The 18335-nt window shown below is 71.6% G+C and carries 13 protein-coding genes and 2 pseudogenes; 10 read left to right on the top strand and 5 right to left on the bottom strand.

Annotation, left to right across the window (positions count from 1 at the left end; genetic code table 11):
• Window position 1: 1 nt before the first annotated feature.
• Window positions 2–3229 carry a TonB-dependent receptor gene (locus K7C98_RS03660; RefSeq protein ID WP_224190092.1) on the bottom strand — a complete coding sequence of 1076 codons (3228 nt, stop codon included), beginning with the start codon at window positions 3227–3229 and terminating at the stop codon, window positions 2–4.
• A 343-nt stretch (window positions 3230–3572) separates the two neighbouring features.
• On the opposite strand from K7C98_RS03660, the gene K7C98_RS03665 reads away from it, so the two are divergent.
• The 4 genes from K7C98_RS03665 to K7C98_RS03680 all read left to right on the top strand — a co-directional run bounded on the left by K7C98_RS03665 (window position 3573) and on the right by K7C98_RS03680 (window position 9051).
• On the top strand, window positions 3573–4010 hold the full coding sequence (locus K7C98_RS03665) for a hypothetical protein (RefSeq protein ID WP_224190093.1): 438 nt from the start codon (window positions 3573–3575) through the stop codon (window positions 4008–4010).
• 34 nt (window positions 4011–4044) lie between these two features.
• The gene (proB, locus tag K7C98_RS03670; RefSeq protein WP_224190094.1) at window positions 4045–5208 is read left to right on the top strand and encodes a glutamate 5-kinase; all 1164 of its coding nucleotides are present in this window, start codon (window positions 4045–4047) and stop codon (window positions 5206–5208) included.
• 60 nt (window positions 5209–5268) lie between these two features.
• Window positions 5269–6603, top strand: coding sequence for a glutamate-5-semialdehyde dehydrogenase (locus K7C98_RS03675; protein WP_224190095.1), 1335 nt, complete (start codon window positions 5269–5271; stop codon window positions 6601–6603).
• A gap of 981 nt (window positions 6604–7584) precedes the next feature.
• Window positions 7585–9051, top strand: coding sequence for a cytochrome-c peroxidase (locus K7C98_RS03680; RefSeq protein WP_224190096.1), 1467 nt, complete (start codon window positions 7585–7587; stop codon window positions 9049–9051).
• A gap of 61 nt (window positions 9052–9112) precedes the next feature.
• On the opposite strand, the gene K7C98_RS03685 is transcribed toward K7C98_RS03680, so the two are convergent.
• Window positions 9113–9733 (bottom strand): DUF1295 domain-containing protein, encoded by a 621-nt coding sequence (locus K7C98_RS03685; protein ID WP_224190097.1) that lies wholly within the window; start codon window positions 9731–9733, stop codon window positions 9113–9115.
• Between the two features lie 96 nt (window positions 9734–9829).
• On the opposite strand from K7C98_RS03685, the gene K7C98_RS03690 reads away from it, so the two are divergent.
• Window positions 9830–10456, top strand: coding sequence for an MmcQ/YjbR family DNA-binding protein (locus K7C98_RS03690; protein ID WP_224190098.1), 627 nt, complete (start codon window positions 9830–9832; stop codon window positions 10454–10456).
• Between the two features lie 89 nt (window positions 10457–10545).
• On the opposite strand, the pseudogene K7C98_RS45430 reads toward K7C98_RS03690, so the two are convergent.
• A pseudogene (locus K7C98_RS45430) lies at window positions 10546–10827 on the bottom strand (bacteriophage T4 gp5 trimerisation domain-containing protein); the annotation flags it as partial.
• A gap of 279 nt (window positions 10828–11106) precedes the next feature.
• On the opposite strand from K7C98_RS45430, the pseudogene K7C98_RS03700 reads away from it, so the two are divergent.
• The 5 genes and pseudogenes from K7C98_RS03700 to K7C98_RS03720 form a co-directional block, all read left to right on the top strand.
• Window positions 11107–11379, top strand: a pseudogene (locus tag K7C98_RS03700) (hypothetical protein); the annotation flags it as partial.
• Window positions 11379–12047: a hypothetical protein gene (locus K7C98_RS03705; RefSeq protein ID WP_224190100.1), complete on the top strand. Its 669-nt coding sequence runs from the start codon at window positions 11379–11381 to the stop codon at window positions 12045–12047. The pseudogene K7C98_RS03700 and the gene K7C98_RS03705, both read left to right, overlap by 1 nt.
• Before the next feature lie 142 nt (window positions 12048–12189).
• Entirely contained in the window at window positions 12190–13806 is a 1617-nt protein-coding gene (locus tag K7C98_RS03710) for an AAA family ATPase (RefSeq protein ID WP_224190101.1), read from the top strand.
• Window positions 13807–13914: 108 nt separating this feature from the next.
• Window positions 13915–15108, top strand: coding sequence for a DUF4215 domain-containing protein (locus tag K7C98_RS03715; protein WP_224190102.1), 1194 nt, complete (start codon window positions 13915–13917; stop codon window positions 15106–15108).
• 114 nt (window positions 15109–15222) lie between these two features.
• On the top strand, window positions 15223–16863 hold the full coding sequence (locus K7C98_RS03720; protein WP_224190103.1) for a hypothetical protein: 1641 nt from the start codon (window positions 15223–15225) through the stop codon (window positions 16861–16863).
• Window positions 16864–16922: 59 nt separating this feature from the next.
• On the opposite strand, the gene K7C98_RS03725 is transcribed toward K7C98_RS03720, so the two are convergent.
• Together K7C98_RS03725 and K7C98_RS03730 are read right to left on the bottom strand one after the other, a co-directional pair.
• Window positions 16923–17735: a DUF4198 domain-containing protein gene (locus tag K7C98_RS03725; RefSeq protein WP_224190104.1), complete on the bottom strand. Its 813-nt coding sequence runs from the start codon at window positions 17733–17735 to the stop codon at window positions 16923–16925.
• A 121-nt stretch (window positions 17736–17856) separates the two neighbouring features.
• On the bottom strand, window positions 17857–18216 hold the full coding sequence (locus tag K7C98_RS03730) for a hypothetical protein (RefSeq protein ID WP_224190105.1): 360 nt from the start codon (window positions 18214–18216) through the stop codon (window positions 17857–17859).
• Window positions 18217–18335 lie beyond the last annotated feature (119 nt).

Raw genomic sequence — 18335 nt, forward strand, 5'->3', positions numbered from 1 at the left:
ATCAGAAGGACAGACGAATGCCGAAGCGGAACTGCCGCGGCTGCTGGTAGATGGTCGGGTTGCCGAAGTTCGGGTTCACCGTGACCGGGGCGCCGGAGGTGGTGGTGAGCATCTTCAGGTCCTCCATGGTGCCGCCCTTGACGGGGTTGACCTCGTCGAAGGTGTAGCGCTCGTCGATGGCCAGGGCCTGCTGGAAGTTGGCGACGTTGAACACGTCCATCGAGACGGTGATGCGCAGGTCCTTGCGCAGGATCTTGGTGTAGCCGATCGTCGGATCGATCGAGAAGTTCCACGGCAACCGCTCGCCGCTGCCGCGCGGGAGGATGAACGACTCGTCGAAGCCGTAGAGGACGTGCGAGGCCAGGAAGTTGGTGGGACCGCCCGAACGGGCCCGGAACGCGCCGCCGAGCCGCAGGAACTGGCCGTTGCCGAGCACGATCTCGCCGGCGGCGAAGATCTTGAAGGAGTGGCGGGTGTCGCCCGGCAGGTAGCCCGACCGGTTCTCGAGCAGCGAGATGAGGTCGAAGTCGGAGGTGGTGTTGGGGTCGAGCTGGCCGGTCTCCGGGCGGAACAGGCCGGCGAGGTTGCCGCGCAGCCACGACAGCGTGTAGCTGCCGGTGATCATCCAGTGCTTGGAGAACCGCTTCTCGATGAAGATCGTGGCGGCGTCGTAGACGCGCTTGGCCTTGGGGAAGTCCTTGGCGATGCCGTAGCCGGGGTTGCCGATGAAGTAGGTGGCCGCCTCGTCGCGGCTCATGTCCTCGATCGCGCGGTGCAGCCACCGGTGGGTGTACTGCACGCCGAGGCGCGTGTCGGTGATGATCTCGTACTCGCCGCCGCCGACGATCTCGTCGCTCGACTGCGGCCGCAGCCGCGGGTCGATCGGGGTCTTGCCGGCGCTCGCCAGCGCCCACCGCTGGTCAGGGTCGGTGGGCCCGCCGATCGGGAGACGATTGGCGTCCGTGGTGCACGCGCCTCCGGGGTCGTTGGCGCCGGGGGCCAACGGGTCGTTGCACGCGCCGGGGCCGACGGCGTTGTGGAACGACTGCAGGCCGGGCTCGCCGGTGCCGGCGCGGTCGGCGAGGTTGAGCGGGACGCTCTGGAAGAAGCGGGCGTAATTGACGAACAGCTTGGCCTTGCCGGCGTAGGTCGGGTCCCAGATCAGGCCGACGCGCGGCGAGAACTGGTTCGGCAGCGCCATCGCCAGCGTGCGGTCGCCGCTGAACAAATGCTGGGCGTCGTAGCGGAGGCCCGCGTTCAACGTGACCTTGTCCATGATCGACCAGCTGTCCTGAAGGAAGCCGCCGATCGTGGTCGACATGACGTTCCAGTTCAGGTTGCGGATGACGTTGGCCTCGTCAGGCGCGCTGAGGAACGAGTACATGCGGAAGTCGGCGAAGTTGGTGCCGCTCGTCGACTCGCGGTAGATCTGGTTGCCGCTGTAGCCGCGGTTGCTGTTGTACTGCGTGTACTCGAAGTCGACGCCGAACTTGATGACGTGGTGACCGGCGCCGCGGGCGAGCCGGGTGACGATCTCGCGCGCCTGCAAGCGGTCGAGCCGCCGATCGTAAAGGAGACCGGGGCCGCCCGAGGTCCACTGGCGGATCGGGCAGATGACGCTGCGCGTCTGCGCGTCCATCGACGTCGGATCGACGAAGGTGTAGGTCATCGGGTCGCACGCGCCCCCCGGTGCCCCCGACGGCAGCGGCGTGAGGTCGGTCAGCGAGTGCACCTGGCGATAACGCGGATCGTCGACGGCGAGCAGGTTGCCGTCAGGGTCGTAGAAGTTGTTGCTCCGGCGATAGACGACGCTCGGCGTGCCGGCCAGGCCGGTGGTGTCACCGACGCCGGTGCCGTCGACGGCGTTGCGCTGGTTGAGCTGGTGGTGCCAGCCGAGGATCGTGTCGAAGTTCCACTTGCCCTCGTCGTCGCGCCAGTTCCACTTGAACTGCAGGTCGGTCGCGTTGTCGCGGTACTTGCGGGCCAGCGCGCCGTAGTCGCCGACGAGGTTCAAGACCTCCGGCTGGCCGGTCTGGGCGTTCATGCCGAACGTGCCGTTGCCGCCCGACAGGCTCGGGGCGTAGATCGCCAGCAGCTCGAGCGTGTTGCGCTTGTTGGGCGAGTAGGTCAGCTTGCCCAGCGCCTGGACGGTGGTCCCCTGGGCCTTGAAGCGCTGGGTGGTGCCGGCGATGCGCTCGGTGGCGGTGAACTTGGTGTCGGGGTCGATCAGCGCGTTGCCGTCAGGGTCGACGACCACCCGGTTCCACGAGCTGGTCAGGTCGTAGACGGTGCGCGCGAGGCTGACGCCGCCGTAGAACCACAGCTTGTCCTTGATGATGCGCCCGCCGAGGTCGAAGCCGGCGTCGCCGATCCAATTGAGGTTGCGCTCGGTGACGATCGCGTCACCCTCGCGGCGGGCGATCTCGCGCCGACCCTCGAGCTGGCCGGGCGTGTAGTAGGCCCAAACGTTGCCATGGAACTCGTTGGAGCCGCTCTTGGTGACCGCGTTGATGACACCGCCGGTCGACCGCCCGTGCTCCGGCATGTATCCGCCGGCCTCGATGCGCACCTCCTCGAGGAACTCCATCGAGAGACCGGTGCCGTTGAGACCGAAGCCGGGGTCGTTCACCGACAGGCCGTCGACGTAGTACTTGTTCTCCGGCGAGGTGGTGCCGGCGATGCTCGTGCCGTACGTGTCGTTGCGCGCGCCGGGGGTGGCCTCGGCGATGGCCTCGAACGAACGATTGGCGGCGCCCTTGCCGGTCGGGATGGCGATCGGCACCCGCTGCGCCATCTCGCGGTCGACCGACAGGCCGGTGGCGCTGCTGCCGACGTCGACCGTCGGCGCCGGCACGGCGACCTCGATCACCTCGCGCGTGCCCGACCGCACCAGCGTCATGTCGACGCGGATGGTGGTGCCGGCGCGCAGCTGCAGGCCCGTCCGCTTGTTGCCGGCGCCGTAGTCCTTGGCGAACACGGCGATGTCGTAGGTGCCGGGCGGGAGGTTGGGAATACGGTAGAGGCCGCTGACGTTGGTCGTCATCGTGCGCTCGCCCTGGATCTTCTCGCCCGTGACGATGACGAGCGCCCCCTCGATGCCCTCGCCGGTGCTCGCGTCGCGGATGACTCCGACCAATACCGCGTCACTCGGACCGGCCTCGGCCGTGGAGACGATCGCCGCCTGTGCAGCCACGGCACCCAAAATGGTGATCCAAGCACTCCTGCGCATGTTGCCCTCTTGCGGGTTCGCCGCGAATCGCCCCCGCCGCGGTATACGGACGTCATCCCATTCAGGCCCGATGGGGGCCCGTGACGACGGGTTGACAGCGTTCCTCAGATGCTACGTTTGTACGTACACCCAAGTCGGTGCATGAGCACGCACATAGCCTGCCCATCCGCTGCATGTCAACACAAACCGTGAAACTCCTGCCGCCCGCCTCAAGGTCTGAAATCGGCGGGGCTGGGCTGGGTTTACGCTGTTGTATTGTGAAGTAGCTAACAGGATTTACAGTCGGTGATGACGCGTGTCACGACCCGAGAGGGTGTGCCAGCGTTCACAACCCGAAGGGCCGATGCTGATTGCATGCACAGGGATGCTAATGTGCAGCAGCCTGTATGTGCAGGGAACGCCGGGCCCCAACAACCAGAGGCCGTTCGACCTGACATTCACCCGCCATCGAGCCGGCCGCTCGCCCGCTGTCACATTCATTGCGGCAGGGGGGATCGGGACAATGCTGATGCACTCGACGCCGCTGCCGCCGGCGTCGCCGGGGCGGACGGCAGCAGTGATCCTGGTACCGCGCCGGCGGCGGCACGAGGATCATGTCGGGCGGGTCGACGGTGACGACCTCGCTCGACAGCAGGAGCTCGGTGACTGCGACAATAAAGGAGGTGCCGGCGGTGACGGCGACGGTCTCACGAGCGTCGATGGACGACGGTGCGTCGAACGAGCCGGCGATCCGCACGCGGACCTGGTCGTCGCCGCCGCCGCACGCGCGCCGGCGCTATGATCATTGTCGGCGCGGGGCCCGAGAGGGCGGTGCGATGAATCGGCGAGAGGTGGCGGGGGCGCGGCGGATCGTGATCAAGCTCGGGACCGGGGTCGTGACCCACCCGGAGGCCGGGCTGGCGCTCGGGCGCCTGTCGAGCCTGGTCGAGGGCGCGTGCGACCTGCACCGCCAGGGCCGCGAGGTGATCGTGGTCAGCAGCGGCGCCGTCGGGATGGGCCAGCGGGTCCTCGGCCTGAGCAAGCGGCCAGATTCCCTGGGGCTGCGCCAGGCCTGCGCGGCGGTCGGGCAGGGCCATCTGATGGCGCTGTACACCCAGCTGTTCGGCCAGCTCGGGGTCAAGGCGGCGCAGGTGCTGCTGATCCAGGAGGACCTGGCCGACCGCGACCGGGCGCTGTGCGTGCGCACCACGCTGATGCGATTGCTCGAGCTCGGGGTGGTGCCGATCCTCAACGAGAACGACAGCGTCAGCGTGCGCGAGCTGATCGAGTACCGCCGCAATCAAGGCGCGGCCGGGCCGGGGCTCGAGTTCGGCGACAACGACGGGCTGTCGGCCCGCGTGGCGGTGGCGGTCGACGCCGACCTCCTGGTCATCCTCACCGACGTCGACGGGCTCTACACCGCCAACCCGCGCACCGACCCGGAGGCCCGGCGGATCGCCGAGCTCGCCGACGTCAGCGAGGAGGCGCTGGCGCGCACGGCCGGGACGTCGGCCGGCGGCACCGGCGGGATGACGAGCAAGCTCGAGGCGGCCCGCCTGGCCAGCAAGGCGGGGATCGGGGTGCTGATCACGAGCGGCCACCTGCCGGGGGCGCTGGTGGCCGCGCTGGCCGGCGAAGACCGCGGGACCTACGTGCCGCCGCAGCAGCGCCGCTCGGCCCACCGGCGCCAGATCGCCTCGGGCGGGCAGGCCCGCGGCGGGCTCGTCGTCAACGAGGGCGCGATCGCGGCGCTGCACCAGCGCAAGGCGTCGCTGCTGCCGATCGGGCTGGTCCGCGTCGACGGCGAGTTCGCGCGCGGCGACCTGGTCGAGATCCGCGACGGCAGCGGGCGCGTGCACGGGCGCGGGCTCGTCAACTACGCGGCCGAGGAGTGCCGCCGCCTGGCGGGCCGCCACAGCAGCGAGATCGCCGGGGTGCTCGGCTTCTGCGGCTACGACGCGGTGGTCACCCGCGACAACCTGGCGCTGACCGAGGTGTGAGCAGATGCCCGCGCGGACAGGTCGATCGGGACATGCTCAAAAGGACAGGGTGAGAGGGACATGACGCAGGCGACAGGTCACGAGGGACAGCCGGAGCGGGTGCGCGCGCTGGCGCTGGCGGCCCGGGCGGCCGGTCGGCAGCTGGCCGCGCTGTCCGGTCCGGCCCGCGCGGCGCTGCTGCGCGACGTGGCGGCGGCGCTCGCCGAGCCGCGCGAGCGCGAGCGGCTGCTGGCGGCCAACGCCCGCGACGTGGCGGCAGCCAGGGCGGCGGCCGCGGCGGGCGAGCTCGACCCGGCGCGGCTCAAGCGGCTCGGGCTCGACGTCGCCAAGCTCGACAGCGTGGCCGACGGGCTCGGCCAGCTGGCGGCGATGCCGGAGCTGCTCGGGCAGGCGCGGCTGCGCCGCGAGCTCGACGACGGGCTGGTGCTCGAGCAGGTACCGTGCCCGCTGGGGCTGGTCGGCGTGGTGTTCGAGGCCCGGCCCGACGCGGCGCCGCAGATCGGCGGGCTGTGCCTCAAGAGCGGCAACGCGGCGCTGCTCAAGGGCGGCAGCGAGGCGCGCGAGAGCAACCGCGCGCTGGTCGAGCTGATGCAGCGGGCCCTGCAGCGCCACGGCGTCGGCGCGGCGGCGATCACGTTGCTCGAGCAGCGCGAGGACATCACGGCGATGCTGGCGCTCGACGACGTGCTCGACCTGGTGATCGCCCGCGGCGGGCACGAGTTCGTGCGCCACGTCCAGCGCAGCACCAGGATCGCGGTGATGGGTCACGCCGAGGGCGTGTGCCACCTGTTCCTCCACGCCTCGGCGGAGCCGGCGATGGCGGCCACGATCGCGGTCGACGCCAAGTGCGGCTACCCGGCGGCGTGCAACGCGATCGAGGCGCTGCTGTGGGAGGACGGGGCCGAGGCGGCCCTCGCCGCGTGCGTGACGGCGCTGAAAGGGCGCGGGGTGGAGCTGCGCGGGTGCGACCGGACGCGGGCGCGCCACCCGGAGCTGGTGGCGGCGACGGAGGCCGATTGGGGCCACGAGTACGGGGCGCTGGTGCTGGCGATCCGCCACGTCGACGGCGAAGCGGACGCGCTCGCCCACATCGACCGATACGGCTCGAGGCACACCGAGGCGATCGTCGCCGCCGACGCGGCGGCGGCCGAGCGCTTCCTCGCCGCGGTCGACGCCGCCGACGTGTTCTGGAACGCGAGCACGCGATTCGCCGACGGCTATCGCTTCGGGCTCGGGGCCGAGGTCGGGATCTCGACGGGCAAACTGCATGCCCGCGGGCCGGTCGGCGCCGAGGGCCTGCTGACATATCGCTGGCTGTTGCGCGGCCGCGGGCAAGTCGCGTCCGACTACGGACCCGGCAAGCGACGCTTCACGCACCGCAAGCTCGAGCCCTGAGCGGGCGCGGCCGCGAGTGAACGCAGACGTCGACGCGGGCCGCGCAGGCGAGGGGCGGAGCCGAGGAGCTGGGCGTCGAACCATGTTCGCCCGCGAAGCGCCGCCGACGGCGATGATTCGCCGCGGCGCCGTCGGTCGCGGCGAGACATGTTGCTGACGCCACAGCCCGCGGTGGAGCGCGAAGGCGAGCCGAGAATCACGACCGCAATTACAGAAGAGGAGGAGCGTCGTCGGTCGCAGATCCGCGCGAGATGCGAGTGAGGCCGGAGCGTGCGCGCGGGAGGAAGACGGCTCACGCGGGCGAGTCGAAGGGGCGAGAAACTTTTCGAGATCCGTTCGGCGATTCGTTACGCATATCAGGTGTTGCGAACGTCGAGGGCCACGCGCAGGCGATGGGCACGGTGCGTGGCCCCGCCATGTCGTCACGATCGCACGGCGTGCACGCGCACGCCGGCGAACGTGCACGCCGGCCCCACGGAGCTTGTTGCGGAAATACCGGAGAGATCGCTGTCGAGCCGGCTCGCGAATGTGGGCAGCGTCGGCCGTGAAGACAGCGCTTGCGGACGGACGGGTAGCCTTTCGAAGACGGAGGCTCGTGCGTGAGGAATCGTGCGTGAAGACCTGCGTACGCACGCCCGAGCAGATGCCCGCCGGGAAATGCATCTGACGAAGATCCGGCAAACTCAGGGCCCGTGGGGCGAACTTCAGGGCCCGTGGGGCGAACCTCGATTGTGGGCACCCGGGACGCGGCTTGACGCGAGGAGCGAGGCCGTGAGATGATCGAAGAATCACTCTTTTGAGCCGCGAGGCGTTCGCGGGCGAATCCTCGCGCGTGGGGCACGCGCGTTCGAAGTCTCACGAACAGGTGGCACATTGCCAGACAAGAGAACCCTGGCGCGCAGCCCGGCGGTATCGGGGCGGCGCGTCGGAATCCTGCTTGGGAGTATCATGCTGAAGCATCGTATTGTGGCGGTTTTGTCGATGTCGGTCATCACGGCCTTCGTGTGCGTCGCCGGGGAAGCGACCGCGCGCGCGGCGGGGACGACGAATCAGGAGCTGATCGGGGCCGAGGGGCTCACGGGCGTGCTCGCGCCCGGGCAGCTGCTGCGGAGCTGGCTCGTCGACGAGGTGCGCGACTTGATCGAGGAGAACGGGATCGAGCCGCTCGAGCTGCCGCCGCCGGTGTCCGACGAGCTGTTCGAGCTCGGCGAGGCGCTCTTCTATGACAAGATCCTCAGCGGCAACATGGACGTCTCCTGTTCGACGTGCCATCACCCGCGGCTCGGCACCACCGATCGCCTGACGATGAACCGCGGCGTCCACGGGGTCGGGATCGGGCCGGAGCGCGTCGGCGCGGCGGTGGGCGGGCGCACCACTCAGCCGCTGTGGAATCTCCACAAGCTGCAGCTGGGGCTGACGGTCGACCACAAGGTGCCGCTCAACGCCGAGGGGTACGTGACCCCGCTCGGCGGGCCGTTCATCCCGTTCGAGTGGCAGGACGACGCGTTCGACCCGAACATGCTGGTGGCCGCGGGGCAGGCGATGATGCCCGAGGTGACCGACCAGGAGATGCTCGGCTTCCCCGGCGAGAACGAGTTCACCACCGAATGTCCGCAGGACAACCCGCCGTTCGGGCTGGTCGTGTGCGCGTGGGGCAAGATGATGGAGCGGCTCGGCGAGATCCCCGAGTACGTCGACATGTTCGAGGCGGCCTACCCGGGCGTGGATTTCGCGGATATGCATTTCGCGTACGCGGGCAACGCGATCGCGGCGTACGAGTTCCGCGCGTTCTTCTCCAACGATACGCCGTGGGACCGCTTCGTCGGCCGCATCGACCCCGCCACCGGGGTGGTCGAGGCCGACGACGACGCGTTGACGCTGGCGCAGCTGGCCGGCGCGCGGCGCTTCCTCGACTCCGATCTCGGCAACTGCACGTCGTGCCACGCGGGCAACGCGTTTACCGACGAGGACTTTCACAAGACGCTGCAGCCGCAGTTCGGGCCCGGCGGCACGGTGCCCGGGGGCGACGGTCCGGGCGGGCTCGACGACTTCGGGCGCATGCGGATCTCCGGCGACCCGGCCGACAAGTACGCCTGGCGCACGCCGCCGCTGCGCAACGTGATGCTGACCGGGCCGTGGGGCCGGCAGAGCCACTACAACGACATCAAGGACTTCCTCCGCCACTACCGATTCCCGGTGCTGGCGCTGCTCGGCTACGACATCACCGAGAGCGTGGACGAGGTGGCGATGCACTCGCAGTTCCTCGAGAACCGGCAGGCGATCATCGCCGAGGGGGTCGACCCGCTGCTCTACACCGTGAACATCGGCGGGCCGCTCGCGCTCGACAATCTGGTCAGCTTCCTGCACGCGCTCAGCGACGACAACGGGGCCGACTTCTCGCACCTGATCCCGCTCCGCGTGCCGAGCGGGCTGCCCGTCGATCCGTGATTCACCGGTGACACGGAGCCGGGCCGGCGATGAAGGCGGCCCGGCGCGCGCGTCCGTGCGCTCACAGCAGGCCCGGGATGATGAGGCTCGTGCGCTCCTTCCACGCCGCGAACTCGGGGTAGCGGGCCAGCGAGGCGTCCTTCTTGAGCATGTTGGGCAGCCACACGCCGAAGAACATGACGCCGAGCACCAGCATCGGCGCCCAGTGGCGCGAGACCAGGCAGAAGCTGGTGTAGATCAGCAGCTCGCCGAGGTAGTTGGGGTTGCGCGAGCGGGCCCACAGGCCGCGGGTGAGCAGGGTGCCCGGGGTGAGCTCGAGGTGCATGTGCTTCTGCATGTCCGAGGCGAAGTGGAGGAACACGCCGAGGCCCCACATCGCCACGCACAGGGCGAGCAGCCACGGGGCGGTGTGGAGGTCGTCGCGGACGATGATCCACGGGCCGACCCAGTAGAGGGTCAGCGTGGCCCACGTGAGCAGGCCGTAGCCGAGGCCGACCTCCTGCTCCCATTGCTTGTCGGGGAAGCGCCGGCTCTTCCAGATCCACAGCAGGCCGTAGGTGCCGTGGAGGGCGAGGTAGATCCACGCGGTCTCGTTGTGCCAGGCGTCGAACCAGGCGATGAGCGCGAGCACGGCGAGGGCGTTGGCGCCCTTGTGGGTGTCGATATAGAACTTGTGCTTCATGGCGGCGTCGGCGAGGCGATGGTAGCGAAACGCGGGCGCTTGACAGGCCGCGCGGCGCGTGAGACTGCAACGGTTGAAAACGCGCGTGAGGTCGTCATGACGAAGCAAGCGATCGGAGCCGGCGGAGAACAGCTGCGTGCGCTGGCGCTCGCCTATCCCGAGGCGGTCGAGGAGTTCCCGTGGGGCCACACGGCCGTGAAGGTCCGCGGCAAGGCGTTCCTGTTCATGGGCGGCGAGCCCGGCACGCTCAGCCTGTCCTGCAAGCTGCCGGCCTCGCACGGGGCGGCGCTGCTGCTGCCGTTCGCGTCGCCGACCGGCTACGGGCTCGGCAAGAGCGGCTGGGTGACGGCGGTGTTCCCGATCGCGGCGGCGCTGCCGATCGCGCTGCTGGCGGAGTGGATCGACGAGAGCTACCGCGCGGTGGCGCCGAAGAGGCTCGGCGCGCTGGTCGGGCAGGGTGGCCCGAAGGGCATGGCGGAAGGGACAGAGACAAAGAGACAGGGCTCGAAGGGCATGGCGAAAGAGGCAGGTTCGGCCGGGGCGAAGAAGGCGGCGAAGGCGGCGAGCGCGAAGGCCGGGGCGAAGAAGACGGCGAAGGCGGGGGTGAAGAAGCAGGCGAAGGCGGCGAGCGCGAAGGCCGGAGCGAAGAAGGCGGCGAAGACGGGCGCGAAGAAGCAGGCGAAGGCGAGCGCGAAGAAGGCCGCGGGCCGGCGCGCCGGCTGATGGCGGTCGCTCAGGGGTGGACGGCCCTGCGATAGCCCCGCGAGGGAGGTCGCGGGACGCCGGCGCCCTCGCGGCGCGTCGTCGCTGCCGCCGACGGTGGTCGACTGATTGGCGCCGACGGAGACGGTCTGGTTGGCGCCGACCGTCTCGCTCTGATCGACGCCGACGCTGAGGCTCTGGCTGGTGCCGACGGAGATGGTCTGGTCGTTGCCGACGGTCAGCGACTGGTCGACGCCGACGGACAGCGTCTCGTTGTTGCCGACGCTCGCCTTGCGGTCGACGCCGACGTCGTCGGTCTGGTGGCGGCCGATCGTGCTCGTGTCGTCGCGACCGCTCTTGCGCGAGGTGTCGCGGACGACGTCGGTGTTCATGTCCTGCGTACACCGGGTGCTCGCCGGCCGCGTACGACCCGCTGTTGAACGCGACCTCGAGCGCCTTGAGGATCTCGTAATAATAGCTCTGCGACACCCCGCCCCAGCCGCGCTGGCGGCCGTAGAAGTTCGGGTCGCCGTTCGGGTCGACCGCGCGCCATATCTTCTCGAGGTCCCTGGCCCACGAGATCGGGCCGCTGAGGCGGCGCACGGTCTCGAACGGGGCGACGCTGCTGGCGCGGCGGATCCGCCACGTGCTCGACAAGCACGGGCGGGGTCGACAAGGTGGTGCTGGTGACGCACAGCATGGGCGGCCTGGTGGCCCGCTACGCCTGCGCGCCGGCCGGCTGCGGGGTGGCGAACCTGGTCAAGGGGGTGGTCCACGTGGTCCAGCCGTGCAACGGCGCGGTGGTGGTCTACCGCCGGTTCGTCGAGGGCCTCGCCAACGAGAGGGCGACCGGGCTCGAGGGCAAGATCTTCGCCGGGATCCTCGGCGGGACCTGGTGGGGCTACACGATGATCATGAGCGGCACCGAGGGCCGCTGCAGCTGATGCCGAACCACGCGTACGAGGGCTGGCTCACCGGTCCTTCGGGACAGGTGGTGCCGGCGGCGCAGATCTACGCCGACTACCTCAGCGGCGGGCCGCGCAGCGTGGTGCCCGAGCTGCCGGCGGCCGAGCTGGCGAGGCTGCTCGAGGAGGGCCTCGGCGACGCGCCGGACGCGATCACGCGGGCGTCGGAGGCGCGGCTGATCGAGCTCGACGACGAGTGGGACGGGCGCTTCCCGGAGTTTCACGAGCTGCGGCTCAGGGCGGACCGCGCGCGCGCGGCCCGGGCGCTGGCGCGGTGGGACGCCTACCGCGCGACGCTGCGGGCCGGGGTCGCCACGGCGCAGGCGTTTCACCAGGTCCTCGGCGGCTACGCGCATCCGCGCACGTTCATGCTGTACGCGGCGGGGATGGCGACCGAGACCGCGTACCGCTGGGACCTGCCGGCCGGCCGTCGCGCGGTGCCTGCGGCCGGCGGCGGCGACGGGACGGTGCCGATCGCTAGCGCCCAGGGGCTCGACGCCGGGGTCGGCGCGCAGTGGGCCGGCGCGGCGCCGCCGCGGTTGGCGCTGGCGGAGGACGTCGGGGCGCACGAGCACTCGACCTGCTTCGTGCCCGACGTCAACCAACGCGTGGTGCGGCGGGTCCAGGCGCTGCGCCTGCTGCCGTAGCGTGACGCGAGCGACAGGTGTCCGCGGGCCGCGTGAGTCCGTGCGCCGCGACAGGTGTCCGCGGCGCGCAGCGCTCGCTGTGATCCGATCGGCGGTGCTCGGGCGATCGTGACAGTCGCACGTGGACGGGCGGGGCCTCGCCGTGGCAGCCTTCGAGCACGCCATGGAGCTCACCGCGCTGATCGCCGCCCTCTCGGACCCCCGCGCCTTCGGGCGCGACGCGGGGGTCCGGGTCGAGGTGGTGCAGACGCACGTGTCGGTGGTGTTCCTGATCGAGGACGAGGTCTTCAAGCTGAAGAAGCCGGTCGACCTCGAGTTCCTCGACTACTCGACGCTGTCGCGCCGGCGGCACTTCTGCCAGCTCGAGGTGGAGCTCAACCGGCGGCTCGCCCCGGACGTGTACTTGGGGACATTGCCCATCGTTCAGGTGGGCGACGAGCTGCGGGTCGGCCGCGAGCTCGACGAGGGCGGCGACCTCGAGGTGATCGACTGGGTGGTGCACATGCGCCGCCTGCCCGACGCGGCCCGGCTCGGCAGCCGGATCGCCGCCGGCGAGGCCGACGCGGCGCTCCTGCAGCGGCTGGGGGCCACGATCGCGGGCTTCCACGCGCGGGCGCGGCGCGGGCCGGCGGTCTCGGCGTGGGCGACGTTCGCGGCGGTGGCCGGCAATTGCCGGCAGAACTTCGTGCAGCTGGCGCCGCTCGGGGTGGTGCCGGAGCTGCTGCTGACGCGGGTCGAGCGCGCGACCGAGGAGGCGCTCGGGCGGGTGCACGCGGCGATCGACGCGCGGGCGCGGCGGCACGTGCCGCGCGACACCCACGGCGACCTGCGGCTCGAGCACGTGTACTGGTTCCCCGAGCGCGAGGCGCCGGACGACATCGTGGTGATCGACTGCATCGAGTTCGGCGAGCAGTTCCGCTGCGCCGACCCGGTGGCCGACCTGGCGTTCCTGGTGATGGACCTGCGCGACGCGGGCCGGCGCGACCTGGCCGAGGCGCTGTGCGACGGGTACTTCGCGGCGGCGCCCGAGGACGAGGTGAGCGAGGGGCGCGCGCTGCTGCCGCTGTACGTGGCCTACCGCGCGACGGTGCGGGCCAAGGTCGAGGCGTTCAAGGCGTGCGAGCCGGAGGTGCCGGAGGAGCAGGCCGCGGCGGCGCGGGGGCGCGCGCGGCGGTACTTGCTGCTGGCGCTGCGCGAGCTGCAGGCGCCGGCGCTGGCGCCGTGCCTGCTGCTGGTGATGGGGCTGCCGGGGACCGGCAAGTCGACGCTGGCGCGCGCGCTGGCCGAGGAGGGCTTCGTGTGGGTCCGCTCCGACGCGGTGCGCAAGCAGCTCGCCGGCCTGCCGACCGAGGCGCCGGCCGACGCCTCGGTGTACACGCCGGCCTGGACCGAGCGCACCTACGAGGTGTGCCGCGAGCTGGCCGAGGCGCGCCTGTCGGAGGGCGAGCGCGTGGTCGTCGACGCCAACTTCAAGCTCGACGCTCAGCGCGCGCCGTTCGTCGCGCTGGCGGCGGCGCTCGGCGTGCAGGCGCAGATCCTGGTGTGCACCGCCGACGAGGCCACGGTCGTCGCGCGCCTGTCCCGCAGGACAGGCGACGTCTCCGATGCCGACGTGTCGGTGTATCAGCACGCGCGTCGCGCGTGGCAACCGCTGCGGCCGGAGCACGCGGCGATCGCCGCGGAGATCGCGAGCGAGGGCTCGCGCGAGGAGGTGCTGCAGCGGGCGCTGCAACACCTGCGCGCGGTCGGGTTGTGGTAGACGCAGGGGGGGCGTCTGTCCTTGCGGACATGTGCTCGCGCGCCTGCGCGCCCGGTCTGCGCGGCCGCGAACGTTGTCAACTCGCGGCTCGAGTGGTCTAGTTGGGCCATGCGAAGCGCATGGTTCGGGGTGCTGCTGGTTGCCGTCGGCTGCGCCAAGGGGAGTGAGCTCGACACCGGCGCGGTGGTGACCGAGACGACCGCTCCGGCGACGACGACGACGACCGAGTTGACGACGACCGCGCCCGCGACCACGACCACGAGCGGCGACGCGACCACGACCGACGACGGCACCACCACCGACGACGCGACCGCGGGCACCGGGAGCCAGAACACCACCGACGGGCCCAGGTGCGGCGACGGCAACCTCGACCCCGGCGAGGCGTGCGACGACGGCAACATCCTCAACAACGACGCGTGCACCAACTCGTGCGTGTTCGCCACCTGCGGCGACGGCTTCGTGCTGGCCGCCGTCGAGGAGTGCGACGACGGCAACCAGTCCGACGGCGACGACTGCACCAACGCGTGCACGATCGCCGAGTGCGGCGACGGCGTGGTCCACCTCGGCATCGAGGCGTGCGACGACGGCAACCCCGACGACGCCGACGCGTGCACCAGCCAGTGCACGCTGGCCGGCTGCGGCGACGGCATCGTCATGATGGGCGTCGAGGAGTGCGACGACGCCAACGCCGAGAACACCGACGCGTGCACCGCGAGCTGCAAGAACGCGGTGTGCGGCGACGGCATCCTGTGGATCGGCGTCGAGGAGTGCGAGGACGGCAATCAGATCGCGGGCGACGGCTGTGAGCCCGACTGCACGAAGACGGTGATCAACAAGTACACCGCGTTCGGGCCGCAGCAGAACGTGCCGACCGGGGCGCTGGTCGGCTGGGACGTGTGCCACATCGACCTGTTCGGCCACAGCGGCACGTCGTTCACGCAGATCTTGCAGCAGTGCTCGAAGGCCAACCTGATGCTGGCGTGCCGCCCGGTCGGCAGCGGGACGTACACGCTGCTGGCCCACGGACCGCGCGCCTCGGTCACCGCCGACACGGGGATGAGCAACACGCCGACCAACGCCAACGGGTCGGCCTGGTACTACAGCGACGCGTACTCGTGGGGCTTCGCCGGCGAGGGCGACCTGCTCAACCGCACCAGCTGCGACCTCAACGGCGACAACGGGGAGCGGCGGCTGTGCTTCCACTCCAGCGCCGGTAACCTGAGCGGCGGCTTCCGCTGCGGGGCGGCGCAGTATCTCAACAGCGACCTGACCTGGGAGCGCGTGATCCTCCACGCCGATTGAGCGTGGGCGCGCTTCATTCGCAGGCCCCGGGCGCCAGGGCCGCGGCGGGGCGGACAGAGCCGATCAGCCGCCCGTCCGCGGGCGTTTTTCGGTACGATGGGGGGGAGCGATCATATGGCCCTCTCCTCCTCGCGCCTCGCCCTGCTCGCCGCCGTCGCCCTGGGCGCTTGCGACAGCCACGCTCCCTTGCCGGCCAAGGAGGCCGCGGCGGCGCAGGTCCTCACCAAGCCGGCGGCCGCCCCCGCCGAGGTCGTGGACGACGGCCCGAGCGCGCCCCGTACCGTGAGGGTCGAGCTGCACCCCGTGGCGACCCGTCGCGGCCCGATCTCGCTCCACCGCCTCAGCGACGGCGAGATGGTGGCGGCCGGCGGGGTGATGCTGGCGCGCGCCGGGGCCGATGGTAACCTGGTCCAAGAGACAGCCTGGTTGCAGGGCCTCGAGCCGGCCGAGCCGCAGGCGGGCTGGCACGTGCGGGCGATCGGCGGCCGCGACGACGCGCTGTGGCTGACGACCAGCCGCGAGGGGGACGATCCCGCGCACCGGGTGTATCGCCGGCGTGAGAATTCGTGGGCACCGCACGAGCCCGAGCCCGACGCTCCGGGGGCGTACTACCTGGACTATGCAACATGGCCCGAGGGTCATGCGATCGCGTTGCGCAGCAGCGCCGCCGGCGACGCGGCGCTGGTGGTGCTCGACGACGAGGGGGCGCGCCCGGCCCGGCCGCGGCTCGAGGTCCCGGGCCTGAGCGAGGTGCTGCGGCCGAGCCGGGTCGCCGGCCTCGCCAGCGGCGAGCTGTTCGCGTCGGTGAGCGCGGGCGCGGCGGCGCCGTCGAGCGGGGTGCTGCGCTGGGGCCCGGAGGACGCGCTGGGGATCTTCGCGCCGCTGCCGGCGATCGAGTCGCGGGCGCCGCGGCAGATCGAGGCGCTGGTCGAGAGCGGCGGCCAGGTGCTCATCGGCGACGGGGTCGAGATCGACGACGTGCTCGTGCCCTACGTGGCCCGCTTCGACGGCACGTCGTGGCGCCTGCTCGACGCCCCGCCGGTGCGCGGCGCGGTCGTGGCGCTGGCCGAGACCGCCGAGCCGCTGATCTGGGCCGTCATCGACGAGGAGGGCCCCAGGGACAGCCTGTGGCGGATCCACGCCGGCGGCGACTGGGACATGTGGGAGCGCGTCGAGCTGGCGCCGGTGCAGCTGGCCGGCGCGACGTGGTTCTGGGACGCGGCCGCCGGCGCGTGGGCGTCCGAGCCGGCGCCGGCGGAGGAGCTCACGCCGTCGCCGCGCGCGATCGGCCTCGACGCCGCCGGCGAGCTGTGGGTCAGCGCCCAGCTGCTCCTGGCCGATGGGACAGCCTCGCCGCACCACGCGGCGCTGCGCACCCGCGCGGCCGCGGCCCCGCTGGCGCTCCACGACGACGGCCAGATCCACGCGGCCCAGCAGGATCTGCTGCCGCGCCGCAGCCCGCGGGCCGGGGACACCAGCTGTCCGCAAGTTTATGTCCAATTGTACACTGTCTCCGAGGACAGCCCGGAGGTCGGCACGCCCGAGCTGCGGGAGGCGCTGACCGGCCCGCTGGCGCCGCTGCTGCTGGCCGAGGTGCGCTCGCAGGGCGAGCGCCAGGTCGGGCTGCTGCTGGCGGCCGACGACTACGAGGCGCACAAGTCGGCGATCGCCGGGGTGGCCGGGAAGCTGCGCTACCGCTCGCGCGCGAGCTGCGGCCACCCGCCGGTGCTCCGCGGCTGGCGCGCGACCGGCTGAGGGCGCGAATCATCGCATGACCGTCGGGGCATGTCCTGCGGGACATGCGATGATTCGCCTCAGCGCACGGCGAAGCTGTAGGACGTCCAGAAGCTCTCCCAGTCGGCGCCCTCGCAGTTGGCGCAGCGCCGGATGTGGGCCGCGCGCAGCAGCCACGCGCCGCCGCGGTCGAGGCGGAAGGTGACGCGGCCGTCGCCGTCGGTGGTGGCCTCCTGGGCGGCGACGCGGCCGTCGGGGCCGCGCGAGAAGGCCTCGACGCGGGCGCCGGCCAGCGGCTCGCCGGCGAAGAGGAGCTGCGCGCCGAGGCGGTCGCCCGGGTGCACGCCGGCGAGGTCGCGCTCGGGCACGAGCTCGAGGCGATGGCCGAGCACGCGCGTCGAGACGCCGTCGACCGGGTCGCCGACGCGGACGAAGGCCTTGAGGTACCGGGTGTAGCGCTCGCGCCCGGGCTCGAAGCGCTCGCCGGCGCGCTTGCGTTCGGCCAACGCGGCGCCCATGCCCTCGTGGCGGAGGTAGCGGTTGAACTTGAGCGGCTTCAGCTCGACGTGCGAGGCGTCGCGCTCGAGCCCGAACAGGTAGCCGCCGGGGCCGCCGAGGCGCAGGCCCATGAAGGGGCGGTCGCCGTCGCGCGCCTGGCTCAGGAGGTCGAGCTCGCCCAGCGCGGTGATCTGCCGCAGCGAGACGAGCCGCCGCAGCTCCATCGCCTTCTGCGCCTCGGCCGCGAAGTCCTCGCCGACCCACAGGCTCAGCGCGATCGGGCCGCCGGCCGCGGGCGCGAGCGGCGAGAACTCGAGCCAGTAGTCGTGGGCCCGGGCGGCCGGGACGACGGCGAACGCGACGAGGAGGCCGAGGACGAGCGGGCGAGCGGACACGCCGCGCAGGATACCCGGTCCGGCGGGGAGACAAAGAAAGTCGGCGACGGCGCGGGAGCGCGGGCGCGGGCTGCGGTTCGGGACATGTCTTGAAGGACATGTCCGTGACCTGGTCGCGGCGCTAGCCGGTCGAGGTGTCGCCGGTGCTGGTGTGCTCGTGCTCGGTCTCGCCGTGCTCGTGGCCGGTGGTGCTGGTGGTCTCGGTCGGGTCGCCGCCCGTGCTCGTGTGCTCGTCGTCGGTCGCGTGCTCGTGGTCGGTCGCGTGGTCGTCGGTCGAGTGGGTCTCGCCCTCGCTGCCGTGGCCGTGCGGCTCCTGGCAGGTGCCCTTGCCGTCGTGGAAGTCGCAGACCTGACCCTCGGCGCACTGCTCGGCGTTGTCGCACGGCTTGCCGATGTCGTCGTGACCGTGACATCCGGCCGCGAAGGCCACGAGGAACGCGGTGGACAGCAGGACGGGGAGCGAGCGGGCGGCGCGGATCATGGCAGGGACCGACAAGATAGGCGCGGCGCGGCGACGGTGTACATGCGTCGGGCTGTCGCACGCGGCGCCGGTCGCGGCGATGCGACCCGATGTCGCAGGAGCGGGGTTTGCCGGCCGCT

It is taken from the genome of Nannocystis pusilla (genome assembly GCF_020073745.1).
Classification (GTDB): Bacteria; Myxococcota_A; Polyangia; order Nannocystales; family Nannocystaceae; genus Nannocystis; species Nannocystis radixulma.